Here is a 26,378-nt window from a genome sequence, read left to right as displayed (position 1 = left end):
CCTTCGCCTGCGCGACGCCCCTAGAGCAATTCCAGGAAAAGTGCGTAGCGGTTTTCCGTTCGGAATTGCGCAAGCAACAAATAGTTAGAGCGGCTGAACCGCTCTAACGGCGCGGCTGCAAACAGAATGGTGCCGCGCCGTGCGGCGCCGGGTTTCCGCTTTTGCCTATTGTTCGGCCGGAAATATTCCGGATCCGCAATTCCCATTACAAATTCGTAACTTAGCGGCCACAAGTTCGCCGGGAACGCGCTTGAGATAGCGGCTAATGCATGTCGCCCAAAAGTGCGTTGCGGTTTTGGGAGAACGACATGCATCAAAGCAAAGACTTAAAGCGCGTCGCCTGAATCCGTTTCAGCGCAACGCGCTTCCAGGGAGCCGCGCAATGGCTAGTGCCACCTACACGTCCGCTCAGAAGTTCCTGCATTGGGCGCTCTTTGCCCTCGTCATATTGCTCTACGCCCTGACTTATGGCGAAGACCTGCTGCCCCGCGGGGATCCGGCGGTCGATGCCATCTGGCGGCTGCATATTTCGTTCGGGCTGTTGCTGGCGGCGTTCGTCTTCTGGCGAGTGGTCCTGCGCGGCATGCGAGGGGCGCCGCGCCTGCCGGCGGAGATGCCTGCTCCGGAGCGGGCCGCAGCGAAGGTCGGGCACTTCATCCTCTATGCGCTGCTCATCGCCATTCCCGTCCTCGGCATCCTGTTGGCCTGGTTCAGGGGCGACGCCTTGAGCTTCTTCGGCCTGTTCACTGTGCCGGCCCCGTTTGCTCCCGACAGAGCGACCGCGCGGACCATTCGCGAACTGCATTCGCTCTGCGCGAACGGCATATTGATCGTCGCCGGCATACACGCCCTGGCCGCGCTCTATCATCACTTCATTCGCCGGGACGGGGTCATGGCCAGGATGCTGCCGGGGAATCGTTAGCGCGCCGGCTAGCTTCCTTCCTGTGTAGGTGACCGCGCGGCGGAGCCGGCGCCGTTGGGCGCTCCATGTCTCGCGTCCCATCACTTTTGATTGAAGGAACGTCGGGCCGGCGCGACCGCCGATGCCCGCAAGGCCATGATAACAGGCCTTTTTTGCCGACGCCGCCCTCTCCCGCCGGCCCGGAGCTTACGGATTTGTAAATCGCCCGCCCGGCGTCCAGTGGGCTAATCTTGCGGCGATCCACACCCCCGGATCACATGGGTGCCAAATTTCCACTTTGGCGTCTCCAGAGGCCCGTCGCTCCCGGCGGGCCTCTTTCGGTTGAGGGTTTACGCCGCGGCGCGCCGCCTGGTGATGACGCTCCTCACTGCCAGCACCAGCACGGTGATGATGATCAGGATCACCGAGAGCGCCGCGATCGCCGGGTCGATGTTGTCGCGCAGGCCCATCCACATCAGGCGCGGCAGCGTGATCGCGTTGACCGAGGTGATGAACAGCGTCACGCCGATCTCTTCCCAGGAAAGCACGAAGGAGAGCAGCGCCGCGGTGACGATGCCGAACTTGATGTTGGGCATGATGATGCGCGTCGCGCGCTCCCACACGCTGGCGCCGAGGCCGCGTGCGGCAAGGTCGATGCGGCGGTCGAGCTGGCTGAGCGAGACGAGGATCAGCACCGTGGCGAAAGGCACGGTCATCACCGAATGCGCCATGGCCACGCCCAGCCAGGTGTCGTAGCCGAAGAAGGACGAGATGCCGGAGACAGAGGTGAGCAGGAAATAGAGCGTCACCGCCGAGACCACCGGCGGCACGACCATCGGCAACAGCACGAAGCCGACGAGGGCGGCGGTGAAGCGCGGCTGGAACATCCACACGCCCAGGCTGAATGTGAGCGCGAGCACGGTGGAGATGACGCTGCTGACCACGCCGATGCGGATCGAGAGCAGGATGGATTGGATCCAGCGCGGATCTTCGACCAACGAGCGGTAGTGGCGCAGCGACAGTTCCCCGGTCGGCATCGCCAGCATGCGACTCGGCGTCAGCGACACCGGGATGACGGCAAGCAGCGGCAGGAGCAGGAACAGCGCCACCAGGACGGCAATCGCCAGCGAGACGGGACCGGGACGATAAGTCGGCATCGCGCTACACCAATTGCTTGGGTTTGACGTAGCGGAAGACGAGCGCCATCAGCGCGCCGACGAACACCACCAGCACCACGCTGATCGCCGCGCCCAGCCCCCAGTCGGGACTCTGGAAGATGCGCAGATAAATGAGCTCCGCGATCATCACGCTGCGGCCGCCGCCGAGGATCGCCGGCGTGACGAAGAAGCCGAGCGAGAAGACGAAGACGATCATCGCCGAGCCGATGATGCCGGAGCGTGTCATCGGCACGAACACCGTCCAGAAGGTGCGCATGCGGCTGGAGCCGAGCCCGCGCGCCGCAAGCAGCACGCGCTCGTCGAGGCTGCGCATGGCCGACGCCAGCGGGAACACCGCGAAGGGGATGAGGAAATGCGACATGCCGACGATGACGCCAAACTCGTTGCGCACCAGCGTCAGCGGCTCGGAGATGAAGCCGATCGATTGCAGCCACGTGTTGATGAGACCGCGATTGGAGAGCAGCGCCACCCAGCCGAAGGCGCGCGTCAGCACCGAGATCCAGAACGGCACCAGGATGCAGAATTCGGCAAGCACGCGCTGCAACGGGCTGCCGCGCACCCACACCACCGTTATGGCGTAAGCAGCAGTGACCGAGACGACCGTGACGATCGCCGCGATGCGCAGCGTGCGGATGAACACCGATTGTACCAGGTCGTCGGTGAGCAAGGCGTGGTACTGGCCAAGCCCCGGCGTCGGCAGGGTGAAGCTCCATTTCACCACGCCGAGGAAGGGCCAGGCATAGGCAAGGACAAGGAACAGGAGCAGCGGCGCCATCAAAAGCGCCGCGCCTGTCCTGTCGGAGAGGGTGCCTCTCATGTCAGCTCAGCATCCCGCTCTCAGGCGGAGATGATCTTGGTGTATTCGTCCAGCGCCTTGCCGTAGTTCTTGGCGTACCAGTCCATGTCGAGCGGGATCTGCTTCTTCATGTTCTCCGGATCGACCGGGTTGATGCGCCTCTTGTCGGCCGGGATCAGCGCATCGGTGGCCGGGTTCGCCGGACCCTGGCCGAGCTTGTCGAACATCACCAGTTCCTTCTGCGGGTCCTGCGTGCTGGCGATGAACTTCATCGCCGCTTCCTTGCCGCCTGGATTGTTCTTCAGCACGGCGAGCGCGCCGGGCGAAATCAGGCCCTGGTCCCAGATGAACTTGATCTGGCCGCCCGAGTCCTGCTCGATCAGCGAGGCGCGCGTCGACCAGACGATCGCCATCGAGGCCTCGCCGTTGAGCAGCACGCTCTGGCTTTCGGCGCCGCCGCCCCAATAGGAGACGACGTTTTCCTTGAAGGCGGCGATCTTGTCATGCGCGCGCTTGAGGTCGAGCGGGTAGAGCGAGGCGGGTGCGACGCCGTCGGCAAGCAGTGCGGCTTCCCAGCTCGACACGCCCCATTTGTAGAGCGAGCGCTTGCCGGGGAATTTCTTCACGTCGAAGAAGTCGGCCATGCCGGTCGGCGCGTTGCTGCCGAATTTCTGCGAGTCATAGGCGATCACATAGGAGAAGAAGTAGGTCGAGGCGGCATATTCCCAGCCGAAGCCCGGCCGCATCTTGCTCTTGTCGACGATCTTGTAGTCGATCGGCTCTAGCATGCCCTGGCCGCCCAGCGTGATGGCCGAGAACGGGTCGACGTCGACCAGGTCCCAGGTCGGCGCGCCGCTCTTGAACTGCGCGGCGATCGCGCCCTCCGTCGGGCCCGAGCCGTCCATCTTGACCGGGATGCCGGTGTCCTTGGTGAAGGCCTGGCCGTAGGCGGCGTCGTAAGCCGTGATGGCGTCGCCGCCCCAGTTGACCAGCACCAGCCCTTTCGTCTCGGCGAAAGACTGCGTCGAGCGTAAAAGCATCGGCGTGCCGGCAAGCACGAGGCCCGCAAGCTGCGCGAACTGGCGGCGCGAGATCTCGCCGCGCTTGGTTCTCTCGGAAAGAGACTCGATCGCCTGTTTCCGAGTGTTGTTCATATCGTCGTTCATGTCAGTTCCCCTTGTTTTTGATTGATCTGATCCGGAAGCCGGTGCGGCGATTTCAGGCCGCGCCGGCGCTCATTGTCCTCCGTCCGGAAGGAGGAAGCCTTTTTCCGCCGGCCAGGTCAGCCAGACGGAATTGCCTTTTCTCAAAGCCGCTGCCGCCACTTCGTTCGGCACCGAGACGGTGACCTTAGCGCCCTGGCGCGTGGTGAGGTCGAGCTTGGTCGCCGCACCGAGATAGGTCGAGGCGACCGCGGTGGCGGCAATGCCGTTTTCGCCTGCGGTTGCCTCGCGCGCAATCGACATGTGCTCGGGCCGGATTGCCAAGATGGCGTCGCCGCGGACCTTTTCGGCCTTGCAGCGCATGTTGATCGCGCGGTCCTCGCACAGGCCCGTCGCGCCATTGTCGGCGGGCTTGACGCCCTTCACCGGCAGCATGTTGATCTCGCCCAAGAACTCGGCGACGAAGCGGTTGTCCGGCCGGTCGTAGACCTCGTCCGGTCTGCCCACCTGCAACAGCTTGCCGTGATTGAAGATGGCGACGCGCGAGGACAGCGCCAGCGCCTCGCTCTGGTCGTGGGTGACGAAGACGAAGGTGGTGCCGGTCTCCTGGTGCAGCCGCTTCATCTCGGCCTGCATCTGGCCGCGCAGGCCCTTGTCCAGCGCCGAGAATGGCTCGTCGAGCAGGAGCACGCCCGGCTCGAACACCAGCGCGCGGGCCAGCGCCACGCGCTGCTGCTGGCCACCGGAAAGCTGCGCCGGCAGTTTCTTCTCGTGGCCGTTGAGGCCGACGCGCTCGATCATCTCGCCGACGCGGCGCTTGATCTCCGTGGCGGACTTCTTGCGCACCTTGAGCGGGAAGGCGATGTTCTGCTCGACGCTCATATGCGGGAACAGCGCATAGCCCTGGAACACCATGCCGGCGGCGCGCTGCTCGGCGGGCCGGTCGGTGATGTCGACGCCGTCGCTGAAAAGCCGGCCCTCGCTCGGCTGCACGAAGCCCGCCAGGATCATCAGGAAGGTGGTCTTGCCGGAGCCCGAAGGCCCGAGCAGCGTCAGGAACTCGCCGCGGCCGATATCGAGCGTCAGATCGTCCAGCGCCCGGAACGAGCCGAAGCTCTTGCCAATCCCGTTCGCCTTGATCTCTGCGGCCCGGCCGGGTTGCTGCATCCTGCCTCTTCCTTGGTCTCGGGTGAAATCGTAGGCACGGCGCGCGCACACCGCAACCGAATAGTTTTCGCCTGATCGGCAAATTTGATTCACGTCTGGTGGACGAGCGCCGACGTGGAAGCTGCTAATCTCCCCTTGCGGGGGAGATGCCCGGCAGGGCAGAGGGGGGTACTGTCCCGCCGGCCTCTCAGCTCTGTCACAGTCTCCGTCTAGAATTCCTGTTGTAAGGTTCAGAGGCCGGCGATCCGTCACACCCCCCCTCTGTCCTGCCGGACATCTCCCCCGCAAGGGACCCGCAAGGGGGGAGATCAGCTGTTTCGTCGCCCTGCCTAGTACTTCGCCAGCCGGTTCTCCGACAGCTTCGCCCTAAGCCACTCGCTGAAGGCATTGAGCACCGGGTGGCCGGCCTTGGCATGCTCGAAGACCAGGTAATAGGAGCGCGGTGAGGGCACCGACGCTTCGAACGGCTTGACCAGCCGGCCTTCGCTCAGCGCACGGCGGCCGGTCAGTTCGTCGCCCAGGGCAATTCCCTGGCCGGCGATCGCCGCCGAAAAGACGAGGTTCATGTCGGAAAAGAAGATGCCGCCCTCGGTATCGGGATTTTCCACCTTGGACAGCGCCAGCCAGCGCGCCCAGTCCTCGGTGTCGCTGAGATGGAGCAGGTTGGCGCGCAGCACGTCGGCGGGTTTGGAAAAGCCGCCGACCTTGTTGAGCAGCGTCGGGCTGCAGAGTGGCGTGAAGGAGACTTCGCAAAGCAGCTCCACCGCCCGGTTCGGCCAGTTGCCGACTCCGAAGGCGATGAAGGCGTCGGCCTCCGGATTGCTGACGTCGTCGAGGCGCCGGGGCGTCAGCACGGAGAGCGCCACGTCCGGATACATCTGCTGGAATTCGCCGATATGGGTGCACAGGAACATCGAGGCAAAACCCGGCGGACAGGAGATGCCGAAGGAGCCGCCGACGCCGGCGCCGCTGTTCTGCGTTCCCGCATCGCCGAGCACGGTCAGCGCCTTCCTGACATCGGCCGCATAGCGCTGGCCGCGCGGGGTGAGCGCCACCCCCTTGCCGATCCGCTGCAGCAGGTCGAAGCCGAGGTCGCGCTCGAGCAGCCTGAGCTGATGCGAGACGGCGCTGCGGGTGAGGTGGAGCTCGTCGGCGGCGCGCCAGACGCTGCCGTGACGGGCGAAGCTGTCAAGGGCGCGCAGCGCCTGCGTGGAAGGTATTCGCAAGAGGCCTCAGGTGAACCGAATTTGCACGAGCCGGGAAAACATATCACTTTTTGATGAGCCGCTTCACTGCTTTTCTTGGACCCATGGAGAAACCGGTGACGACATCCGCGCAGGAAACCGCGCTTGCCTGCATCGACGGCATCCAACCGCTGCTGTCGGCCTGGACGCGCACCATTTTCGATTTCGGTGAGACCGCCTGGCGCGAGTACCAGTCGGCCGCCTGGTATGTCGACCGGCTGAAGCGCGAGGGCTTTTCGGTCGAGGAAGGCTCGGGCGGCATGCCGACCGCCTTCTGCGCCCACTGGACAAATGGCGACGGGCCTACCGTCGGCATGTATGCCGAATACGATGCCGTGCCCGGCAACTGCCAGGACGCCGTGACGGCGAAGCAGCCGCGTGCCGGGCTCAGCGTCGAGGCCGGCGGCCACACCGATCCGCATTCCGGTTTGGGCATCGGCAGCCTCGGCGGGCTGCTCGCCGCCAAGGCGGCCATGCAGCAGCACGGCATTCAAGGCACGCTGCGCTTCACCGGCGAGCCGGCCGAGAAGGTGAGGGGCTCGAAGCCGATCCATGCGGCCAAGGGCTATTATGACGGCCTTGCCGGCATGATCTCCTTCCACCCCTTCTACATGCTGCCGCTCTGCAACACGGCGCGCTGGGACACGCATTGCGGCGCCGCCTATGCGATGATCTACCGCTTCATCTGCGACGAACCGGAAAACTGGGTTCGCGCAAGCGACGGCGCGCCGATCCCGCAGGCGCATTCGGCGGTGCGGGCGCCCGGCGCCAACGACGCGCTGATGACGATGTATATGGCCTCCAAGGCGCTGCGCGATTCCATGCTGCCGCACCAGGGCGGCTGGTCGATCAGCGAGGCGATCCTGACGGCGGGGCAGGCGACGGCCGACAACCTGCCGGCCGGTCTTGCAGAGATCCAGTACATGATCCGCGTGCCGACAATTGCCATGGCCGAGCAGGTGACCGCCATGCTCGACCGCAATGCGGAAGCAGCCGCCGGGATGAGCGGCTGCCGCTACGAGCGCCACTGGGTGTCGAAGTCGCGCCCGGGCCTCGCCAACCACGCCATGGCCGACATCACCTATCAGGCACTGTCCACCGTAGGGGCGCCGCATTGGGACGACGCGGCGAGGGCGATCGCCCGCGAGGTCCAGGTCAATGCCGGAGGCGAGGCGACCGAGAACCCTTTCATCGACGAGCTGGAGGGGCTGATTGCGCCGCAGGAGGCGGAGGCGATCCTGCGCCGTGACCTGCCGCCCTCGCAGGTGAACTCGACCTCGGACGACTACACCGACATGAGCTGGCATGCGCCGACGGCACGCTTCTACATCGCCCGTCCGGCGCTGCGCTCGGCGAAGGGCCACGCCTATCCTTCTTGGGCTATGAATGCGCTGGGCGGCATTCCGGCCACCATAGACCCGATGGTGACTTGCGCCTCGAAGACGGTCGCGCTCACCGCCTTGCGCCTGCTGGAGGACAAGGCCGCGCGCGATGCCGCGATGGACGAGTTCGTCGCCCGCACCGGCGGCGGCATCGGCGGCTCGAGCTGGATCGCGCCGCTCTGCGATTACGAGCCGCCGATAAACTTCCGCTGGCCCGAATACGTCACCACGCTGCGGGGGCGCGACTGGTGGATACCAAGCGGCCAATGATCTCAAGCAGCCAATGATCTTAAGCAGACTGACCACGAGGAGAACCCCATGACCGTCCATGACCGCATCGTCGCCGAGCCGTTCTCGCTGCAGCGCCGCAACCCCGCCGGCGGCACCAAGCCGCTGACCGCCTGGGGCTTCGCTAACGAGACCGACGTCCTGACCGACGTCCTGCTTGGCTCGCCCAATTTCCTGCGCCATCTGTCGACCAGCTCGCTGTCCAGGAAGCATCTGCGCGAGGCGCCCTGCAACATCCAGATCGCGCAGGCGCAGCACAAGGATCTGGTCGCCGCCTACGAGCATTTCGGCATCAACATCCACTGGCATGAGCCGACGCCGGAGCTGCCGATGCAGGTCTATTCGCGCGACTCCAGCGTCATGACGCCTTACGGCGCCTTCATCACCGCTATGGCCAACTGGTGGCGGCGCGGCGAGAACTATGCCGCCATCCGCACCTATGAAAAGCTCGGCATCCCGATCTACGACATGGTCACCGCCGGCACCTTCGAGGGCGGCGACTTCAACGTCATCGAGGAAGGCGTGGTGCTGATCGGCTGCGGCGGCGCCCGCACGCAGGAGGAAGGCGCGCGCCAAGTGCAGGCCTGGTTCGACAAGGAAGGCTGGGAGACGCGCATCGCCTTCATCGACGAATACTATGTCCATATCGACCTGATGGTGGTGCCGATCGCCGAAAAGCTCACCGCCGTCTGCCTCGCCTGCACCGAGCCCGGCATCGTCGACTGGCTGAAGGGCATGGGCCACGAGATCATCGACGTGCCCTTCCAGGACACGATGGCGCTCGGCTGCAACTTCATGTCGCTCGGCAAGGACAGGGTGATCGCGCCGACCTCCAGCAAGAGCCTGATCGGCCAGTTGAAGGCGCGCGGCTTCGAGGTCGCGGCGATAGACATGAGCGAGATCTCCAAGACCGGCGGCGGCATCCACTGCATGGCGCAGGCGCTGAAGCGGGTGACGGCGTAGGGGGATTTTCGGACCCGCCAATCGCTGACGCCGCGATCCTTCGCGCCCCCCTCTGGCCTGACTCTGGCCTGCCGGCCATCTCCCCCACTTGGGGGGAGATCGGATGTCGCGCCGGCTTTCGCCAATCCTCCAACGTTGCAGGAATGAGCTGGGTGCCGAAGCTGCCAATCTCCCCCCCGGTGGGGGAGATGGCCGGCAGGCCAGAGGGGGCGCGACGGAGCGCTGACCACCCTGCCTTATCGGCGCGCGGCCTTGCGCTGCGCATCGAGCCTTTCCTGCAGATGACCATTGAGCACGATCATCTCCTTCAGCGCCTTCACCGCGTCGCCCTTATGCTCGGCAATGAAGCGCTCCGCGATCGCCTGAAGCGACGCTTCCTGGCGGCTGTCGAGCCTGACGATTTGAACCATGGCGGTTGCTCCTGTGGCTTCCATTATCATGCGAACAAAAAGTGAACAAAAATGTCAAGGGCGAATTGACTTCCGCAGGAATGAGTTCCTATTTTGTCAGGAGGTGGGGCGGTTGCTCGAAATCAGGAAGAGCCGCGTTGGGCAAACGGAAGAGCCGCTATGACAGATTGTTCCAGTCGGACGCGGAGGCAATCATTCGCGACGCGCTCCAACTGCGTCAGACAGTGCTGGCGGCGCAGCTAAACCTCAGGGCCAATGGGGAAATGTACTGGCGGCTCAATGGCTTGGTGGAGAGGCTGCATGAAGTGATGGGCGCGGTGACGGGCAGGGAGCCCGATTTCCGCGCCGCCTGGCTCGGCCTGCTGCCGCTGCCGGAGGATTACTCAGACCGGACATGAGGAATGGCCGGACCCATGGACAGTGTCGGCCGGGCGGCCAAGGCCAACATGCTGCTCATCGTCGAATGCCGCCACTGCTACCATGTCGGCCGTTTCAAGGCGAACGACGTGGCCAAGGTGGTGGGCTGGAATAAGCCCCTCGAAGCCATCCGCTTCCGCTGCAAGCAATGCGACCGCAAGGACACGGTGGTGAAAACCCAGTTCATCGACCAGGACCACCCGCCCAAGGGCTATATCTGGGTGCTGCAGAAGGCGAGGGGGTAGGTACCGTTTCTCTAAAACAACGACCCTTGCGCCGGCGGCTCGGCCGGAAACTTGATCTGCGTCGCCGGCTTCTCCACGATCACCAGCGCGTCGTCCGGCGCCGGCCGTTGCAGCTTCCTCGCTTCCGACCATGGCGCCGTCAGCCATACCTCGGTTTCCTCGGTCGTGGTCAGGATCACCGGCATCGCCTTCTCGTGGATCGGCGCGATCAGTGCGTTGGGCCTGGTGGTCAGGAAGCCATAGAGCTCGTGGTCGCCGGGGCCTTCCTTCACCTTGCGCACGCCGTGCCATGGTGTCCACAGGCCGGCGAAGAAGAACAGCGGCCGCGCTTCGCTCAGCGCGAACCAGAAGTTCTTCTGCACGCCGGTCTCCGGATCCTTGTCCCCCGGCGTCGGCGAGGGCTCGGCGAAGCTTGTCACCGGCACCACGCAGCGGTTGTCGACGCCGAGATAAGGCAGCCAGTGGGCATATTGCGGGTTGCGGATGTTGGTCGTGCCGGAATCGGCGTTGCCGCGCATCCGTTCGGGCGGCGTCGGCATGCCCCAACGCAGAGTGGCCACCTCGCGGCTGCCGTCGGCGGCGTTGCGCACAACCGGCGCCGGCTGGTTGGGATAGATGTCGACCGACGGCTCGAGGTTGCCGATCAGGTCACGCAGCGTGCGCGTCCACTGGCGGATCGCCTCCTGGCTGGTGGTGATGTTGTAAAGATTGCACATCGGCAGCGTTCCCGGTCCGCCGATTGATCCCGCATTTTCCGCAGAAGCGCAAACCTTGTCGCCTGCACGGCAAGCCACAAGGACAGGAGGTCGCTAGCGCCCGCGCCCGCCGCGCCGCTTTACCTCGACCGGCTCCTCGGTCGGCGGCTCGCCCGGCAGCCCCAGCCGATGGCGCTCCTCCTCGGCGAAGGCTTCGGCTTCCGCGTGGATATCGAACACCAGATGCGTCAGTCTGCCGCCTTCGACGACGCGAACCAGCCATTGGCCGTTGATGCCCTTTACGCGGACACTGTCTGGTTCGCCTGCCACCATGTGCAGCTCCAGCGCGTTGCCTCAAGAATTGCATCCTGGAACAGCATTACGATTTAACTTGCGAAGGGTTGCCGCAAGCATCGGCGCATTGTCCTTTAGTAGGAGAACAGTCGCCTGACGCCAGACGATTTGACGTTGTAAATAAAAAAATCGAGAAACCGCCAGTCGCTGTGAAAAAAACCAGGTTTCGAAACTTGGCTCGGGCTTTCTCGGCGGAATTCGACTTCGATAGCCGCTCGGTGCGCGGAACGATACGCCGGCGAACGCATCCAAGCGGAAGCCGGACATGTCCGGCACGCCGATGGAATTGGTTCGGAACGGATGGCCGCAGGCTCGCTTGAGCGGCGTGCGCGCCGGCGGCCCGGCAGCCTGGGGGGGTGTATTGGGTTCGGCGGCCGGGCCTGACCGGAGTTTGCGAGCCTGCCGGCTCCCTCGAACATGCGCTTGTGCTCATGCAAGGGCAAGAACGACCTAGGCCCTAGGACCAAAGCAGTGGGAGCGGCGCAAACGGCCGAGACGGCGGCCCTTTCCCGCTTCTCGTATTGAACTTGCGGCACTCAGGCAGGCGCGTAGCGCAGCAGCGTCACGCCCTGGCAAAGGCGCTCAGTGCCAAGCGGCGTCAGCGCGAGCGACAGTCCATGCTGGAAATACGGCTTGCCGCCGCCCAGCACGACCGGATGAATGTAGAGCCGGTACTCGTCGATCAGGCCGGCGCGGGCCAGATGCGCGGCCAATCCGGCGCCGCCGACACTGATCTGGCCGTCCGTCTGCGCCTTCAGCGATCCGGCCATCGCGACGGCGTCGTCATCCGCCAGGCGGGCATTGGCGCCGACCGCGCGGAGCGTCGTCGAAAACACGATCTTCGGCGTCTCGCGCCAGGCGCGGGCAAAGTCCCGCTCGACCTCGGCGGCGGTGTCCCGCTCCGGACTGTCCCAGAAACGCATCGTCTCGTACATGCGCCGCCCGCAGAGCGCGATCGCCGTCAGCCGCATATCCTCGTTGAAATGCCGGTGTAGTTCTTCTTCGGGCACCGGCAGGCCGATGTTCCCGTCCGGCCCGGCAATATAGCCGTCCAGCGACATCAGCATGGAATAGACGATCCTGGCCATCGGCGCCTCCTTGTCTGACCGGCGAGGGCGCCAAGGATGCACAACCCGGTTGCATTTTGCAATCGGTTTGTCGTGAGAACGGAGGAAGGAGGCGAGCCCTCGGGATCAGAAGCCGAGGAACTGCTTGCCGACAATGTAGCCGACCGCCACGACCACCAGCGGGAACAGCGCCGGCGCCATCCTGCTGAATGGCGAGGGTTTTATCTCCCGCACCGGAGCGTTGGGCTTGGCGTTACCGAGGTTCTTGGTCATGGGGTCCGTCGCCGTTCATTGCCGGTTGACCCGTAATATTAGAAATTGCTGATTAATTTTCTCACAATTCGATCTGTGCAATTTGCAGCTATCGTCGGTAGTCGCTATTCCGCCTGCTGCGTGCGCTCTGCGAGCGCGAAGGCTTGCAGGTTTCTCGATTTGCCGAGATCCTGGTCGGCATTGGCGATGATTGCGTGGAACGCGGCGCGGGCGATATCCTTCTTCTTGGTCTCGGGATGCACTTTGCGCACCGCCTTGACCAGTTCCTTCGGTGTCATGTCGGGGGTGACTAGGCGCATCAGCGTGTCGCCTATGGCTTACAGTTCGCTGGTATCCATGACTGGAACCTGTATTGGCTGCATGAACCCGGCATATAACGTGGCCAGAACGTCACTTTTGTGATGCGCAGGCCAATGCAGTGATTCGGGCACGGAGCAGGTCTCTCTACAGAATCTTCGTGGCGAAAGCATCCAGCCGCGAATTCTCGCGATAGCCAACCCGCACCGCCAGAGCGGCGACCAGCCCGGTGACGGCGCCGCCGACGACGTCGCTTGCATAGTGGATGCCGATGTGGAGCCTCGACCAGCAGATCAGCAATGCCATGACAAGCAGGACCAGCGTGCGATGCGGCAGCGCCTGCATCGCAAAGGCCGCCACGATGGCTATGCCCGCCGTCGCATGGTCGGACGGGAACGACCAGTCGCCGCTGGGCGCAATCAATAGATGCGTGACGCCTGCGTCGTAGGGCCTGATCCGGTGGACGAAGAGCAGGATGGCCTGATTGATCGCGAGCCCGAGCAGGAAGGATAGCCCGGCCGAGAGGCAGGCATGGCGCACATGGTAGCGGTCCGTCCTGGCCCACCATTGCAGGGCGACCACCAGGACCATGAGCGGCACGCCGATTTGTGAGATGGCGATCATTGTCCTATCAAGGAGCGTGCTGATGCCGGCCGCGGAATTGATCCAGTGAGTAAGAGCTGCGTCCATATGAGGCTGATTTTCCTTATTTATCGCGAGGTCTTTACGTGAAGCCGACCAGCGAGCATCGCATCCATCAGCTCTTCGAGATCGGCGTATGGCTGAAAGGTGCGCATGCGCTGATCGAGTGCATCGGCGGGATCCTGCTATATGTCGTCACCACCGACACCATCGCCTCGTGGGTCAATGCCCTCACCCAGGAGGAGTTGATCGAAGACCCGAACGATTTCATAGCTGGCTATCTGTCGCAGATGGCCGGCCAGTTCTCCGTCGCGAGCAAGCAGTTCTATGCCTTCTACCTGCTCAGCCACGGCCTGATTAAGCTGCTTTTGGTCATCGGCCTGTTGCGCGGCAAGCTGTGGTCCTACCCGGCCTCGCTCGCGGCGCTCGGCGCCTTCATGGCCTACCAGGTCTATCGCTATTCCTACACGCACTCGCCGGGCCTGCTCGTGCTGACAGTCTTCGATGCGATTATCATGTGGCTGATCTGGCAGGAGTGGCGCATCGTTCGAGAGCACAAGCCCGCCTGACCGGCATGGTGCGTTTGCTGCGACAGTGAGGAACCTTCCGACGCTGGCGGAACACCGCCCCCTCCCAGCAGAGCAGAGGGGGCGCGAAGGATCGCTACGAAAATATCGCAAACGGCCGGAGTCGCGCCGAGCGATCGACCGGCCATTCCTTTCTCAATCAGGCATGGACCAGGATGGCGATCCGGTGCACGCCGACTTCCTTGCTCGTATTCGTCGCCTCGTCGGTCTTGCCTTTGGCGCAGGTGTACACGTCCCCGACCTTGAGCTTGAACTCCTTGTCCGCCTTCTTGATGGTGAATGCGCCCGCGGTGATCGTGCACACCATGTCGTTGTCCATCACCATCGCGGGAGCCGAGGCTCCGGGCTGAAAGACCGCGTCGACGAGCGCAATGCTCTTATAGGCGGGAATGTCGGAATTGCCGGTGCCGACCTCCACCAATCTGACGCCGGGCGCGATCTCCTTGCCTTCCTTCGGACCGTATTTCTTGGTTTTCGCAAATGTCGCCGTTGCGAACAGGGGCGCAACGGCCGCGGCCGTTGCGCCGAGAGCAATTGCAGACCTGCGATTTATCGTTTTCATCGCATCCTCCCTAGACCTGTCATGCACGGATGAGCATGACCGCGTAATATTAGCACGTTCTGATTTAATTGTGCAGACCGGCGCGACCAATGGGCGAGCTGCTCGTGCGCCTTACTGCTGCTTCCGCCGGAACTTCGAATGGCAGCTCGAGCAGTCCTGCAGGACGAGATGCAGGAGGTGTTCCGCCGGCAGCTTGGCCGGATCGGCTTCCACAGCGCCCGGCCGCTTGCCGAGCAGGCTGCCGCCGTCCATCGGCAGCATGGCGCCCATGCGCATGTCGCCGGTGATCGCGGCCGGCGCCTGGCCGGCCTTGACCGCCAGCGCGTCGGCGAGCCGGCCGATATGGCGGGCGAGCGCCTCGAATTCCGGCCGCGCCTGGCCGATCTCCATTCTGGCAGCCGACGGCGCGCCGAGCGTGCCCTCTGGAAATTCGGCGATCAAGGCAGGGCCGGTGCGAGCCTTGAGCGTTTCGGCCGCCGCCTTGAAGCCGTCCGCGTCATAGGCGCGCTTGCCGTCGAACATCTCGGCGATCGTCTTGGCCGCCGCCGCCATCTCCTTCATCGAGGCTTGGCGGGCTTTGACGAGCGCGTCGGTGCCGGCGGCGGCGGCAAGCGAGGAGGCCAGCAAAAGGATGGCGGCGGAAACGGTCCGCCTCACTGCACCATGCCCTCTCCGGCGAGCTCGTCGATGATCGGACAGTCCGGCCTCTCGTCGCCGCTGCAGTGCTCGACCAGGTGGCGCAGCGCATGGCGCAGGCTGGCGAGCTCGGCGATCTTGCGGTCGATCTCCGCCAGCTTCGCCTCGGCGATCGCCTTGACGTCCGCGCTTTCGCGATTGCGGTCGCGATAGAGCGACAAAAGCTGCCGGCACTCGTCTACCGAGAAGCCCAGGCTGCGCGCGCGCTGCAGGAAACGCAGCCGATGAATGTCGGCCGCCGAATAGTCGCGATAGCCGTTGTCGGTGCGGGCCGGGCGCAGCAGGCCGATATCCTCGTAGTAGCGGATCGTCTTCGGCGGCAGGCCCGCCCGTTCCGATGCGATGCCGATGTTCATTGAGTTGAACTCCTATGCCTTGACGTCGAGGATGCCCATCATGCCGAGCTGCTCATGCTCGAGGATGTGGCAGTGATACATGCGCTGGCCGGGCCGCTCCTGGCGCAAGAGCAGCCGCACCGTCTCGCCACGCGCCACATTGACGGTGTCCTTCCAGGCGAGATAGGGCGGTTTTGCGACCTTGCCGCCGCGCTCGTGCTCGATCACCTGGAACTGCGTGCCGTGGACATGGAAGGGGTGGTCCATGTCGGCCTGGTTGACGATCTCCCAGAGTTCGGTCTGGCCGGCCTTGGCGACGATGTCGACACGCGCCATGTCGAAGGCCTTGCCGTTGATCAGGAATCCCATCTGCATGTCGGTTGCGGTCATGGTCATCGTTTCGGTGAACACGAGGCGCCGGCCGACGGCGGGGACCGACAGCGGCGCGATCGGCCGCAACCGCTCGGGGAGCGGAGGCACAGGCTCGGCGGGATTTTTCGAAACATCGACCGTCAGCAGCGTCAGCCCGGCATCGGCCGGACGGCCGGCGCCCATCCAGCCGCGATCGTAGGCAAGAGTGGTCAGGGTTGCGGAGCCGGGTTTGTCGAACGAAATGACCAGCTCGACGCGCTCGGCCGGGCTGAGCAGGATCTCGTCGGCCGCCACCGGCGCCTCCAGCAGGCCGCCGTCGGTCCCGATGATCGTCGCCGCCGCGCCGTGGAAGGCGAGCCTCAGGAAGCGTGCATTGGTGGCGTTGTAGAGTCGCAGGCGCCGCTTGGCGCCTATACCCACGACCAGCCTCGGGTTCTTCTGGCCGTTGACCAGCACATGGTCGCCGACGCGGCCGTTCATCAGGTCGGTCATCGTGTTGTCGGGCATCGAGCCGTCGCCGGCAAGCCGAAGGTCGGTGAACACCAGCACCGTGTCGCCATAGGCGGCGGGAACGGGATCAGCCTTGGACTTGACCACAAAGGCACCGGCCAGGCCGCGATAGACCTGCTCGGCCGTCCTGCCATGCGGATGCGGATGATACCAGTAGGAGCCGGCGCTGCCTTCCGGCAGATCGAAGGCGTAGACGCGGTCCGCGCCCACCGCCACCGGGTCCATCGGGTTGCCGTCCTGGTCGGCCGGCACCGGCATGCCGTGCCAGTGGATGGTGCTCGCCTCGCCGATCCGGTTGGCGAAGGTGATCTCGACGCGGTCGCCTTCATAGGCCCCGATCAGCGGCCCGGGACTCGTGCCGTTATAGGCGAGGATCGGCGTGTCCTTACCCTCGGCGAAGCGCGCGACGGCGGGTTCCGCAGTCAGCCTCGCCTTGAACAGGCCGGGCGCGCCCGCTTCGTTGGCAAGCAGCGGCAATTCGCGCAGCGCCTCGCCCTCGGGCAGCGCGACGGCGACTTGTTGCATGGCGCTCATGTCGTGGCCGGCGTGGCCGCCCATGCCGGGCATGGAGTCCATGTTCGACATGTCGTCCATCTTCATCTGCGCCAGCGCCCGCGGGCCTGCCAGAACCGTTGCCAAGCCTGCCGCCAGAAAGCCACGTCGATGCATTTTTCGCTCCTCGATCTCTATTTGGAAGGTCCCGCCGAAAGACCTCGCCACCGACGCTAAGGGTTCCAGTTGCTGGAAGGTCAAGGCGGTCGAGTTGCTGGTGCCGGAAATTCCGGCGGGTGGATCGTAATGGCCTCGGCTGCGTTCATCCGCAGGTACAACCAGCCGTTTCATCGACCAGCCCGAGAAGCAGGGATCATGCTCATCCAACCGATCGACTATTTCCTTGTTGCCTGGTTCGCGCTGGCCGCGGCCTCGACCCTCTATGTCGGCTTCGACCAGTACCGCAACAATCCCGAGCCGGTAGTGATGAAATGGGGCTTCATCCTGGTGACGCTCTATATGGGCCCGCTCGGCCTGCTGCTTTATGTGCTCGCCGACAAGGAGCCGCGCCCCGGCGAGCACGAGGCCTTCACCAGTCCGCTCTGGAAGCAGGGCGTCGGCTCTACCATCCACTGCGTCGCCGGCGATGCCACCGGCATCATCCTTGCGGCCGTCGTCACCGCCACGCTCGGCCTGCCGATGTGGCTCGATCTGATCGTCGAATATCTGGCCGGCTTCGCCTTCGGCCTGTTCATCTTCCAGTCGATGTTCATGAAATCGATGATGGGCGGCAGCTATGGGGAAAATGTGCGCAGGAGCTTCCTGCCCGAATTCATCTCCATGAACTTCATGATGGCAAGCATGGCTCCGGTCATGAGCTTCCTGATGATGGGCCGCGACATGCGCGCCATGGAGCCGACCGAGCTGCTGTTCTGGGGCGTGATGTCGCTCGGCGTCATCGCCGGCTTCGCGCTTGCCTATCCCGCCAATGTCTGGCTGGTCGCGCGTGGCCTGAAGCATGGCCTGATGACGGAGCGGGCGTTGCCGGGGGCCAAGAGGCAGCACGCGCAGATGCAAATGCAGCAGGCCGACGCCAGTGGTCATGGCCATCGCGAGCACGGCCACGATATGGCCTCCCGCAAAGGCAGTGGCGGCCACCAGATGCGGTCGGACGCGACAACGCCGCAGATCGCGGCGCTCGGCGTGGTGTCGCTGATTGCGCTCGGCATTGGCATGGCGGCTCCGGCGAACTGGCTGAACCTGAGACTTTCGGCCCGCGACGTCGGCGGGGTGATCATGCCGCAAGGCATGATCATGGACCGCGACACGCCGGCCGACACCATGCGCGACATGGCGGCGGCAGATCCGCGCCTGGTGACCGCCTCATACGACCTCGCCGCCAAAGGCGGCCGGGATTTGCCGTTCCGCATGGAGAACGGGGTCAAGGTGTTCGAGCTGAGGCCGTCGGCGGTCCGCTGGCAGATCCTGCCGGACGTGACGGTTGACGGCTATGCCTATAACGGCCAGATACCGGGGCCGCGCATCCATATCCGCCAAGGCGACCGGGTGCGCATCAATGTCACCAACGCGCTGCCCGAAGAAACCACCGTGCACTGGCACGGCCTGATCCTGCCCAATCAGATGGACGGGCCGGCCGAGATCACCCAGGCCCCGATCGAGCCCGGGCAGACCTATTCCTACGAGTTCACCGCCACTCAGCACGGCACCTATTTCTACCATCCGCACGCCAAACCGGACCGCACCCAGGCGCTCGGCCTCTACGGCGCGCTGATCATCGACCCCGCCAATTCGGCCGACGAGGTCGCCGCCGACCATGACTCTGTCATCGAGCTGCAGGAATGGCTGGTGCGCGAGGGCCTGACCTATCCTTCGATGCCGATGGACGGCGGCATGCCGAACTTCTTCACCATCAACGGCAAGGCCTATCCCTCGACGGAGACGATCCGCATGAAGGTCGGCGAGACCCTGAAGGTGCGGTTCATCGGCACCAACAACGGCTTCATCCATCCGATGCACATCCATGGTGGGCCGTTCGAGGTCGTCGCCCGTGACGGCGAGGCGATTCCGGCCGCTGCCCGCTTTCTTGCCGATACGATCAACGTCGGGCCGGGTCAGCGCTATGACGTCGTCTGGAAGGCGCAGCGCCCCGGCAAGTGGCTGATCCACTGCCACATCCCGCATCACACCACGAACAACAATGTCGAGGAGAAGGGCGGCGGCGGGCTGATGGTGGTCATTGATGTCGGCTGACTGGCCATGTCTCGGGACGAAACCAGTTTTCCGAAACGTTTATCGAATAGGCAACGCTCAAAGCCAGGCACCCGTCGCCGATAAGCAAACCCCTCCGACAGCAGCGCCACGGTTGCACCGTGCCCGACGCCCAGGAGACAGAACATGACCGCCAAAGCCTATATCAACCGGATCGCGACAGCGGTTCCGGAGCACGAAGTCCATCAGTTCTACCTGCGCTACGCAGCCTCGATGCTCGCCGACGATCGCCGCCGGCTGTTCGAGCGCATGGCCGGCCTCGCCGGCATCGAGCACCGCTTCTCCTGCTTTGCGCCCGCTCTCGACCCCGAAGGGCCGTCGGCCGACCTGGCCGGAACCTTCAGGCGCGGCGCGTTCCCGGGAACGGCCGCGAGAATGGCGATGTTCAGCGAAGCCGCGCCCGTCCTGGCTCAGAAGGCCGTTGACGGACTGCACCTTGGCGACGATGCGTCGCGGGTCACCCATCTCGTCGTCACCTCCTGCACCGGCTTTTCCGCGCCGGGCATCGACCTCGACCTGGTTCGGCGCTGCGGTCTGCCTGACGGTATCGAGCGCACGATGATCGGGTTCATGGGCTGCTACGCGGCGGTCAACGCCCTCAAGCTTGCCCGCCACATCGTCCGCTCCGACCCGCAGGCCAGGGTTCTGCTGGTCAACATCGAGATATGCACCCTGCATCTGAGGGAAACCACCGAGCTCGAGAAGCTTTTGTCCTTCTGCCTTTGGGGCGATGGCTGCGCGGCGACGCTCGTCACCGCCGAGCCGCCCGGCATCGAGCTCGATAGCTTCCGCTGCACCGTCGCGGATGAGCAGCGGGAGCTGATGACCTGGGATATCCACGACCATGGCTTCGAAATGGTCCTTTCCGGCCAGGTGCCGGCCGCGGTCCAGCAGGCGTTGCGGAGCCACCGGGACGACATCCTGGGCGGCCGGTCGCCGGAGGCGATCGACCTCTGGGCCGTGCATCCCGGCGGACGCACCATTCTCGACGCCGTCGAGAGGGCGCTGAACCTCGCGCCCGCTGCGCTCGAGCCGTCGCGCGAGGTGCTGCGCCGATACGGCAACATGTCGTCGCCGACCGTCATGTTCGTGCTGGAGAAGATGCTGAAGGCGCCGGACGGACAGCTTGGCTGCGGCATGTCGTTCGGACCCGGGCTGACGGCCGAGACCATGCTGTTCAGGACCGTCTCATGACCGCGCTCGCCCGCCGCAGCCTCGTTCCGGAAATCCTGGATGGGCTGGCCGCCGACGATCCGCGGGCGCTGCGCTCGCGCCGCGATCTCGCCCGCATCAACGCGCTGATGTTCCAGGCGCCGATCATGGCCTCGCTGTTGCGGAGGTTTTTGCCGAGGCCGCCCGGTCGCATCCTGGAGATCGGCGCCGGCGACGGCACCTTCATGCTGAAGGTGGCGCGGCGCATGGCAAGAGACTGGCGCGAGGTGGAACTGACGATGCTCGATCGCGTCGATCTCGTCACGCCAAAGCTCACGGCGGATTTCGCCGCGCTGGGATGGGCGGTCGAAACCGTCACCGCCGACGTATTCGACTGGGCGGAGAGGGCGGATGGCAGGCCCTTCGACGCGATCACGGTCAACCTGTTCCTGCATCATTTCGACGACGCCGGGTTGCTGCGCCTGTTTTCGCTTTTGCGGCGCAAGGCCCCGTTGCTCGTGGCGACTGAACCGCTGAGGACGGGCTTCGCGCTCGCCGCCGCCCGGTTTCTGCCGGCAATCGGCGTCAACGACGTCACCCGGCATGACGCGGTGGAAAGCGTGCGCGCCGGCTTCCGCGGCAGCGAGCTTTCCGACCTCTGGAGCGCCGCCGGCGGCAGGCCGCTTGAGGAGCGGCGCGCCGGTCCTTTCTCCCATGTCTTCGTTGGCGCGGCACGGATGCCGGCGGAGGACGCGCCATGAGGCGGCCATCCACCCACGACGCGATCGTCATCGGCGCCGGCCCGGCGGGTGCGTCGGCGGCGCTGGCGCTTGCCCGGCGCGGATGGGCCGTCGCGATCGTGGAGAAGAGCGCGTTTCCGCGCAGAAAAGTCTGCGGCGAATACATCTCCGCAAGTAACCTCGCGCTCCTCGACCGGCTCGGGATCGGCGATGCCTGGCGGGCCGAGGCCGGTCCCGAAATCCGCCGGGTCGGCCTGTTTTCCGGTGACTCCAGCATCGAGGCGCCGATGCCTGGCGCACGATCCGGATCCGCGGCAGGAGACGGCTTCGGCCGGGCGCTCGGCCGCGACATACTGGACACGCTTCTGCTCGACGCGGCCCGCTCGGCCGGCGCTGAAGTCTTCCAGCCCTGCCGCGCCGTCGCCGTCGAGCGCGACGGCGATTGCCAGGCGGTGCGGATCCAGGCCAAAGGCGGCAGTTCGAGCGACGAGGCGACGGTCCTGCGGGCGCCGGCGATCGTCGCCGCGCACGGTTCGTGGGAGCCGGGGCCGCTGCCAAGCCAGCTCGAGAAGAAAAGCCGCCCCTCGGACCTGCTCGGCTTCAAGGCGCATTACACCGGATCGTGGCTGCCGCCCGACCTGATGCCGCTGCTGACCTTTCCCGGCGGCTATGGCGGCATGGTGCTCGCCGACCATGGCCGCATGTCGATCTCCTGCTGCATAAGGCGCGATGTGCTCGCCCGGCTGCGCGGCAGCCTTGCCCGCGAGCGCGCCCGCCATGTCCCGGCGGCCGAAGCCGTCGAACATCATATCATGGCGACATGCCGGGGCGCGCGCGACGCTCTGGCGGAAGCCCGCCTCCACGGTCCGTGGCTTGCGGCCGGGCCGATCCGGCCCGGCATCCGCACCGGCTACGAAGCGGACATCTTCCGCGTCGGCAATGCCGCTGGCGAGTCGCATCCGATCATCGCCGAGGGCATATCGATGGCGCTTCAGTCCGGCTGGCTTCTGGCGCATGAACTCGGCGAGGCGGCAAGCGGGCAGGCGGGACGCGAGGCGGCCGGCAGACGCTACGAAGCGGCCTGGCGGAGATTGTTCTCGACGCGGGTTCATGCTGCCGAGGCCATCGCCCGGCTGGCCCTTGGCCCCGGCGGCGCCGCCTTGATGGAGGCGGTCGTTCGCAATTTTCCGCGGGCGCTCACCTTGGGCGCGCGGCTCAGCGGCAAGACGAAACCCGTCCCCCGTTTGGCCGATGCACGCCTGCCGGGCGCTGAACTCTAGGCCAAAGCCACGATCACGTGCGCCTGGATTTTGGCGGCGACCTCGCCGCTGCCGTGTCTGGCTGCGATCACCGAAGTGGCGTAGTCGGTCGCGGCTTCCAGTTTTCCCGCATCTCTGGCCTCGATTTCGTTGCGCAGCAGAGTTCCCTGGCAATAGGCAACGGCAGGAATGCGCGCTGAGGAGGCACGACTTTGCTCGGCTCGCGTCTCGATCGCCACATCGGAGAAACCCGCGGCCACCAGATCGCTGCGGATGACGTCCTTATCGTGGTAGCCGTGCGGCGTGCGCGCGAGGAAGCGCGGCGGATCGTTGGGAAAAATCTCCGCGAGGGCATTGGTCACGTCATCGGCGAATATGTTCTCCTCGATGCGATCCCAGACGCTGAACAGGAACCGTCCCCCGGGCTTGAGCACGCGTTTTGCCTCACGATAGGCAGCCGAGCGGTCGGGAAAGAACATCGCGCCGAACTGACAGCAGACGAGATCGAAGGCCGCATCCTCGAACGGCAGCGCCAGGGCATCCGCCTGGCGCCATGTGATGCGGCTGTCGGGCCGTTGTCGCGAAGCGGCGTGGTCGAGCATCGGCTGATTGAGGTCGGTCACGACGTAGCTTGCGCCGGGGGACAGCCTTGGCGCCAATGCGCGGGTGACAACCCCGGTGCCCGCCGCGGTTTCCAAAACGGCGCCTGGCGAAAAGGACGCTGCTCGTCGTGCAAGATCGGCGGCATACGGTTCGAAAATCAACGGCACCATATAGCGGTCGTAGTTTTCCGGGACAGAGCCGGCGAACACCTTGTCCGTTTCCAACATTGCAATCCCCGCCGTCTGCTCGATGAGGCGCGAGACTAGCACGTAATTGTTTGATTTGGCTCGTTTTCGACCGAGGCGGCCACCAGCATATGCGGCTATGTCGTCGCTGCTGCGCGTTAACGAGTCCGCGCACCAAACGCCGTGTTATGGAACATTCCCGGGCAACCGGAGTTCGGTACATGTCCGGCTTTTTGCCGCCAAGCCCGTGATGAGTTCCGATGTGGTCTGAAGGCGGCGCTCGCCACGCTTGCGGGAGGCATTACCATGGCCCAGCAGACGATTCCCCACAATCCGCACAGCACGGCAAGCATTGCCGGCCATCCCGTCCATGCGATGCTAATACCGTTCCCGATCGCCTTCTTTGTCGCGACCTTCGTTTGCGACCTCATCTTCTGGCGGACCGGCAATCCGGGCTGGGTCACCGCTTCGCTCTGGCTGCTGGGGGCCGGTCTGATCATGGCCGCGCTTGCCGCTCTTGCCGGCCTGACCGATATTTTGGGCGATGCTCAAATCCGCAATCTTCGCGACGTATGGCTCCACGCCGGCGGCAACGTGATCGTCGTCCTGATCGAGCTTTACAACTGGTACACGCGCTATGCCCAAGGTGAGGCGGCGGTGATGCCCGTTGGCCTCGTCCTGTCGCTGATCGTTGTTCTCATCCTTCTGTTCACCGGCTGGAAGGGTTGGGGAATGGTCTATCGGCATCATGTGGGGGTCGCCGACGGAACGGACGAAACAGGCTGAACACAGCGGCTTTCCGCCCCGGCAATTGCATATAAAAACAAATATTTAGAGCGGGTAAGCAATTCAAAGGCTGAACAGGCCAGGGCGGAGTGCAGCTCGGACGACGAACTTGGCTTCACGGCTCTGCCATTGATTTTCGGCCGGTGCCGAGACCTTCCTTCTTGCCGCCGGAGTTCGCCCCGCGTTTCCATCCAGCAGCGATGTCGCGCCTCGCGCCGCAGCCCCTTCCCGCCGTTTTTTAACCTCAATCCGTCCTTAGCTGGCGATCGCCCGAAAGGGGTAGAACCTTCGCCTTTGCTTGACTCGGCCGGCAAAAACGGGCAGCAAAAGCGGGCGAAGGCGAGCATTTTTACCGTGGCGCAGACCATGGAGGGCTCTTTTTCGTATGGACCGTCGCCGGATTGGCGGCTGGTGGAGGGATTGGTTAACCATCTTTGTCCATCCTTTGAATCAATCGGCAACAGACGCGTGAAGGTGCAGGGGGCACCAGGCGAACTGTGATCGTGACGGGTGCCAGGTCCGCAAACCGGCATGCCGATTGAGAGTGGTCGTATGGCGTTTTTGCGTTTGAAGAACCGGGGTGACACTCCTGAGAGGGGTTTGACTTCGAAGAAATCTGGTGGTCATCGTTGGGTTGTGGTGCCGGCTGTCGGCGCCGCGCTTGCCTTATGGTCGGTGGCGACCATGGCTGGCCTTCACTCGGTGAGCACCTCGCTCACCGCCGCTTCCAACGGATTGCCGCAGAGCCTGCTTGCGCCGCGCAGCATCGCGCTCGCCGACCAGCACGGCAAGCTTGCCAATGCCTGGGCGCCGCGCGTTGCCGCGGCCGGCGCCTACAAGACAGGCTCGCTCACCCACGGCTGCGATGCCGGCTGCCTCAGTCTCGCCGCCAGCTTAGCGCGTGATGGCTTCGTGCATGACGGCAAGGCCGCGCGGCTGAAGCCGGCGGCTCCCGACAGCGTATCGCATGAAAGGGTCGTGGTGGCCTCGGCTGCGGACGTCGCCGACCGGTTCGACAGCGTCATCAAGCGCGCCGGGCTTTCGCCGCAGAAACTTGCCGATGCCTTCCGACGTGCCGAGAGCGCGCCTTTCCTGCTTGCGAGCCTGCCGGCGGCGAACCGCTTCGGCGCGGCCCAGACCGGCCCAGCCCAGACCGACACGGCCCCGACCGTCGCGGCAGAGAGCGGCCCGGTCGAGGCGCGCTTCGGCCCAAGTCAGGTCGACGTCCAGCGTGCGTCCGAACTGGCGCTGGCGCTGGCAAATGTCATGCCCGACGAGACGGTCGACGTGCCGACCGCGGTCGCGCTTGCCAACAGCGACGCGCCCGATACGACGGCCGGCGCCTCGGACGATGCTGAAGCCTCGGCTCAAACCGCCGGGAACCAGGGCGAGGTGCAGGTCGCCTCGCTGCCGCCGCAGGACGATTTGCCCGACAGCATTGCCGTTCCGGGCCTGAGGCCGCGCACCACGCTTGAGCGCGCGACCGAGGCGCCCGAACAGAATGCCGCGAGGAAGCCAGAGCCTGCCAAGCCGCAAGCGGCCCAATCGGCAAGGCCCCAAGGTGCCAAATCGGAGGCTGCCAAATCGGAGGCGGCCAGGCCGCAGCCGCCCGTTGCCGACACCGCGGAAGGCCCGCAGACGCAGCGCTCGCTGAGGAACGCCGACCAGGCGCTTCCGGGCGTGCAGGGCTCGAAGCCAGTCAATGCAGGGCCGACCAAGCGCGGCAAGGCGCAATCCTCCGAGATGCTCGCCTATGCCAAGCCGGACACGCCCGAGCGCGGCGGCCTCAGCAATGCCTTTGGGAACCTGTTCAACCGGCCTTCGACGGGCAATGGCGTCGCCGTCTATGACATCTCGGCCAAGATCGTTTACATGCCCGACGGCTCGCGGCTTGAGGCCCATTCCGGGTTCGGCTCGATGGTCGACCAGCCGCGCTTCGTCAACCGCAAGAATGTCGGCCCGACGCCGCCCGACACCTACAATCTGTCGATGCGTGAATCGCGCTTCCACGGCGTCGAGGCGATCCGGCTGACGCCGGCCAGCGGCAAGAACAAATATGGCCGGGATGGCCTGCTCGCCCACACCTACATGCTGCGCGGCGGCCGCGCCGAATCCAACGGCTGCCTCGTCTTCAAGGATTATCACCGCTTCCTTGCCGCCTACAAGAAAGGCAAGATCAAGCGCCTCGTCGTGGTGCCGCGCCTGACCAGGTCGCCCACCCAGGTCGCCCAGGAAGGGCGCCAGGGTTGATCCAGGATTTCACGACGTTTGGGATTGGCTGAAGCCTCCCCAACCTCGTCATTCTAGGGCGAAGCAGGAGCGAAGCTC

Annotated in this window: 31 protein-coding genes; 12 read left to right on the top strand and 19 right to left on the bottom strand. The window is 64.9% G+C overall.

What is annotated here, in order from left to right; all coding sequences use genetic code 11:
• Positions 1-20: 20 nt before the first annotated feature.
• Positions 21-206, bottom strand: a complete 186-nt coding sequence (locus EH240_RS29300; RefSeq protein WP_125005115.1) for a hypothetical protein — start codon at positions 204-206, stop codon at positions 21-23.
• A gap of 176 nt (positions 207-382) precedes the next feature.
• On the opposite strand from EH240_RS29300, the gene EH240_RS29295 reads away from it, so the two are divergent.
• Entirely contained in the window at positions 383-922 is a 540-nt protein-coding gene (locus EH240_RS29295) for a cytochrome b (RefSeq protein WP_125005113.1), read from the top strand.
• Between the two features lie 329 nt (positions 923-1,251).
• Here the strand turns inward: EH240_RS29295 and EH240_RS29290 are convergent, their stop codons facing one another.
• The 5 genes from EH240_RS29290 to EH240_RS29270 all read right to left on the bottom strand — a co-directional run bounded on the left by EH240_RS29290 (position 1,252) and on the right by EH240_RS29270 (position 6,431).
• Positions 1,252-2,058, bottom strand: coding sequence for an ABC transporter permease (locus EH240_RS29290; protein WP_125005111.1), 807 nt, complete (start codon positions 2,056-2,058; stop codon positions 1,252-1,254).
• A gap of 4 nt (positions 2,059-2,062) precedes the next feature.
• Complete coding sequence (locus tag EH240_RS29285) at positions 2,063-2,896, bottom strand: ABC transporter permease (protein WP_125005109.1); 834 nt, start codon at positions 2,894-2,896, stop codon at positions 2,063-2,065.
• Between the two features lie 20 nt (positions 2,897-2,916).
• Positions 2,917-4,029, bottom strand: coding sequence for an ABC transporter substrate-binding protein (locus EH240_RS29280; protein WP_125005167.1), 1,113 nt, complete (start codon positions 4,027-4,029; stop codon positions 2,917-2,919).
• Positions 4,030-4,110: 81 nt separating this feature from the next.
• The gene (locus EH240_RS29275; protein ID WP_125005107.1) at positions 4,111-5,205 is read right to left on the bottom strand and encodes an ABC transporter ATP-binding protein; all 1,095 of its coding nucleotides are present in this window, start codon (positions 5,203-5,205) and stop codon (positions 4,111-4,113) included.
• Positions 5,206-5,534: 329 nt separating this feature from the next.
• Positions 5,535-6,431: a LysR substrate-binding domain-containing protein gene (locus EH240_RS29270; protein ID WP_125005104.1), complete on the bottom strand. Its 897-nt coding sequence runs from the start codon at positions 6,429-6,431 to the stop codon at positions 5,535-5,537.
• An 83-nt stretch (positions 6,432-6,514) separates the two neighbouring features.
• On the opposite strand from EH240_RS29270, the gene EH240_RS29265 reads away from it, so the two are divergent.
• Together EH240_RS29265 and EH240_RS29260 are read left to right on the top strand one after the other, a co-directional pair.
• Positions 6,515-8,101 carry an amidohydrolase gene (locus EH240_RS29265; RefSeq protein WP_167484209.1) on the top strand — a complete coding sequence of 529 codons (1,587 nt, stop codon included), beginning with the start codon at positions 6,515-6,517 and terminating at the stop codon, positions 8,099-8,101.
• A gap of 48 nt (positions 8,102-8,149) precedes the next feature.
• The gene (locus tag EH240_RS29260) at positions 8,150-9,082 is read left to right on the top strand and encodes a dimethylarginine dimethylaminohydrolase family protein (protein ID WP_125005100.1); all 933 of its coding nucleotides are present in this window, start codon (positions 8,150-8,152) and stop codon (positions 9,080-9,082) included.
• 236 nt (positions 9,083-9,318) lie between these two features.
• Here EH240_RS29260 and EH240_RS29250 read toward each other — a convergent pair whose 3' ends face one another.
• Positions 9,319-9,492, bottom strand: coding sequence for a hypothetical protein (locus tag EH240_RS29250; RefSeq protein WP_125005098.1), 174 nt, complete (start codon positions 9,490-9,492; stop codon positions 9,319-9,321).
• Between the two features lie 41 nt (positions 9,493-9,533).
• Between EH240_RS29250 and EH240_RS29245 the strand changes: the two genes are divergently transcribed.
• Complete coding sequence (locus EH240_RS29245; protein WP_125005096.1) at positions 9,534-9,890, top strand: hypothetical protein; 357 nt, start codon at positions 9,534-9,536, stop codon at positions 9,888-9,890.
• A 3-nt stretch (positions 9,891-9,893) separates the two neighbouring features.
• Positions 9,894-10,154, top strand: coding sequence for a hypothetical protein (locus EH240_RS29240; protein ID WP_125005094.1), 261 nt, complete (start codon positions 9,894-9,896; stop codon positions 10,152-10,154).
• Positions 10,155-10,165: 11 nt separating this feature from the next.
• Here EH240_RS29240 and EH240_RS29235 read toward each other — a convergent pair whose 3' ends face one another.
• The 7 genes from EH240_RS29235 to EH240_RS29210 form a co-directional block, all read right to left on the bottom strand.
• Positions 10,166-10,870 carry an SOS response-associated peptidase gene (locus tag EH240_RS29235; protein ID WP_125005092.1) on the bottom strand — a complete coding sequence of 235 codons (705 nt, stop codon included), beginning with the start codon at positions 10,868-10,870 and terminating at the stop codon, positions 10,166-10,168.
• A 93-nt stretch (positions 10,871-10,963) separates the two neighbouring features.
• The gene (locus EH240_RS29230; protein WP_125005090.1) at positions 10,964-11,182 is read right to left on the bottom strand and encodes a hypothetical protein; all 219 of its coding nucleotides are present in this window, start codon (positions 11,180-11,182) and stop codon (positions 10,964-10,966) included.
• A 21-nt stretch (positions 11,183-11,203) separates the two neighbouring features.
• Positions 11,204-11,470: a hypothetical protein gene (locus tag EH240_RS29225; RefSeq protein WP_125005088.1), complete on the bottom strand. Its 267-nt coding sequence runs from the start codon at positions 11,468-11,470 to the stop codon at positions 11,204-11,206.
• 269 nt (positions 11,471-11,739) lie between these two features.
• A complete protein-coding gene (locus EH240_RS29220; RefSeq protein ID WP_125005086.1) occupies positions 11,740-12,291 on the bottom strand; it encodes a dihydrofolate reductase family protein in 552 nt (183 codons plus the stop codon).
• 105 nt (positions 12,292-12,396) lie between these two features.
• A complete protein-coding gene (locus EH240_RS38215) occupies positions 12,397-12,543 on the bottom strand; it encodes a hypothetical protein (protein ID WP_167484208.1) in 147 nt (48 codons plus the stop codon).
• A 104-nt stretch (positions 12,544-12,647) separates the two neighbouring features.
• Positions 12,648-12,842 carry a hypothetical protein gene (locus EH240_RS29215; protein ID WP_245436471.1) on the bottom strand — a complete coding sequence of 65 codons (195 nt, stop codon included), beginning with the start codon at positions 12,840-12,842 and terminating at the stop codon, positions 12,648-12,650.
• A 145-nt stretch (positions 12,843-12,987) separates the two neighbouring features.
• Positions 12,988-13,530, bottom strand: a complete 543-nt coding sequence (locus EH240_RS29210) for a phosphatase PAP2 family protein (protein ID WP_125005084.1) — start codon at positions 13,528-13,530, stop codon at positions 12,988-12,990.
• Between the two features lie 38 nt (positions 13,531-13,568).
• On the opposite strand from EH240_RS29210, the gene EH240_RS29205 reads away from it, so the two are divergent.
• Positions 13,569-14,051: a DUF2127 domain-containing protein gene (locus tag EH240_RS29205; RefSeq protein ID WP_125005082.1), complete on the top strand. Its 483-nt coding sequence runs from the start codon at positions 13,569-13,571 to the stop codon at positions 14,049-14,051.
• Positions 14,052-14,208: 157 nt separating this feature from the next.
• On the opposite strand, the gene EH240_RS29200 is transcribed toward EH240_RS29205, so the two are convergent.
• The 4 genes from EH240_RS29200 to EH240_RS29185 form a co-directional block, all read right to left on the bottom strand.
• Entirely contained in the window at positions 14,209-14,631 is a 423-nt protein-coding gene (locus tag EH240_RS29200) for a hypothetical protein (protein WP_125005080.1), read from the bottom strand.
• Positions 14,632-14,742: 111 nt separating this feature from the next.
• Positions 14,743-15,288 carry a cytochrome c gene (locus tag EH240_RS29195; protein WP_245436469.1) on the bottom strand — a complete coding sequence of 182 codons (546 nt, stop codon included), beginning with the start codon at positions 15,286-15,288 and terminating at the stop codon, positions 14,743-14,745.
• Positions 15,285-15,683, bottom strand: coding sequence for a Cu(I)-responsive transcriptional regulator (cueR, locus tag EH240_RS29190; protein WP_125005078.1), 399 nt, complete (start codon positions 15,681-15,683; stop codon positions 15,285-15,287). Before cueR ends, EH240_RS29195 begins: the two co-directional genes overlap by 4 nt.
• Before the next feature lie 12 nt (positions 15,684-15,695).
• The gene (locus EH240_RS29185; RefSeq protein ID WP_125005076.1) at positions 15,696-17,213 is read right to left on the bottom strand and encodes a multicopper oxidase family protein; all 1,518 of its coding nucleotides are present in this window, start codon (positions 17,211-17,213) and stop codon (positions 15,696-15,698) included.
• Between the two features lie 198 nt (positions 17,214-17,411).
• Between EH240_RS29185 and EH240_RS29180 the strand changes: the two genes are divergently transcribed.
• The 4 genes from EH240_RS29180 to EH240_RS29165 all read left to right on the top strand — a co-directional run bounded on the left by EH240_RS29180 (position 17,412) and on the right by EH240_RS29165 (position 22,497).
• A complete protein-coding gene (locus EH240_RS29180; RefSeq protein WP_125005074.1) occupies positions 17,412-19,307 on the top strand; it encodes a multicopper oxidase domain-containing protein in 1,896 nt (631 codons plus the stop codon).
• Positions 19,308-19,451: 144 nt separating this feature from the next.
• Positions 19,452-20,519 (top strand): type III polyketide synthase, encoded by a 1,068-nt coding sequence (locus EH240_RS29175; protein ID WP_125005072.1) that lies wholly within the window; start codon positions 19,452-19,454, stop codon positions 20,517-20,519.
• A complete protein-coding gene (locus EH240_RS29170; RefSeq protein WP_125005070.1) occupies positions 20,516-21,238 on the top strand; it encodes a methyltransferase domain-containing protein in 723 nt (240 codons plus the stop codon). Before EH240_RS29175 ends, EH240_RS29170 begins: the two co-directional genes overlap by 4 nt.
• The gene (locus EH240_RS29165; RefSeq protein ID WP_125005068.1) at positions 21,235-22,497 is read left to right on the top strand and encodes an NAD(P)/FAD-dependent oxidoreductase; all 1,263 of its coding nucleotides are present in this window, start codon (positions 21,235-21,237) and stop codon (positions 22,495-22,497) included. The genes EH240_RS29170 and EH240_RS29165 overlap by 4 nt, the downstream gene beginning before the upstream one ends.
• Here EH240_RS29165 and EH240_RS29160 read toward each other — a convergent pair.
• A complete protein-coding gene (locus EH240_RS29160; protein WP_125005066.1) occupies positions 22,494-23,306 on the bottom strand; it encodes a class I SAM-dependent methyltransferase in 813 nt (270 codons plus the stop codon). The genes EH240_RS29165 and EH240_RS29160 overlap by 4 nt on opposite strands.
• Before the next feature lie 264 nt (positions 23,307-23,570).
• Here EH240_RS29160 and EH240_RS29155 point away from each other — a divergent pair, with 264 nt between their 5' ends.
• Together EH240_RS29155 and EH240_RS29150 are read left to right on the top strand one after the other, a co-directional pair.
• Positions 23,571-24,050: a DUF2231 domain-containing protein gene (locus tag EH240_RS29155; RefSeq protein ID WP_167484207.1), complete on the top strand. Its 480-nt coding sequence runs from the start codon at positions 23,571-23,573 to the stop codon at positions 24,048-24,050.
• A 684-nt stretch (positions 24,051-24,734) separates the two neighbouring features.
• The gene (locus EH240_RS29150) at positions 24,735-26,300 is read left to right on the top strand and encodes a tlde1 domain-containing protein (protein WP_125005064.1); all 1,566 of its coding nucleotides are present in this window, start codon (positions 24,735-24,737) and stop codon (positions 26,298-26,300) included.
• The last annotated feature ends 78 nt before the right edge of the window (positions 26,301-26,378 follow it).

The organism is Mesorhizobium tamadayense (genome assembly GCF_003863365.1).
GTDB classification, from domain to species: Bacteria; Pseudomonadota; Alphaproteobacteria; order Rhizobiales; family Rhizobiaceae; genus Mesorhizobium; species Mesorhizobium tamadayense.
The sequence above is the reverse complement of the archived record's forward strand: the minus strand, read 5'-3'. Positions and strand labels throughout refer to the sequence as shown.